General features: G+C 66.1%; 1 pseudogene. It reads left to right on the top strand.

From position 1 onward, the window contains the following. Window positions 1-2: 2 nt before the first annotated feature. Window positions 3-254: pseudogene (locus tag ACZYOF_RS44805) on the top strand (DUF2341 domain-containing protein); the annotation flags it as partial.

Genomic DNA, 254 nt, shown 5'->3' with positions numbered 1-254 from the left:
CCATGCTGGTGCTGGCTGTGGTGGCGGTGCTGGCGCTGTCGGCGCCGGCGAACGCCTGGTGGAACGATGAATGGCAATTGCGCAAGAAGATCACGATCGATGCCAGCGCCACTGGGGCCAACATCACCGACCCGGTCGGGTCGACGCCGGTCCTGGTCCGGCTGCACACCGGCAATTTCCGCTTCGCCTCCGCCAAGGACGACGGCTCCGACCTGCGGTTTGTCGCCGGCGACGACAAGACGCCGCTGAAGTAT

The organism is Bradyrhizobium sp. LeoA1Lang, assembly GCF_055413685.1.
The sequence above is the reverse complement of the archived record's forward strand: the minus strand, read 5'-3'. Positions and strand labels throughout refer to the sequence as shown.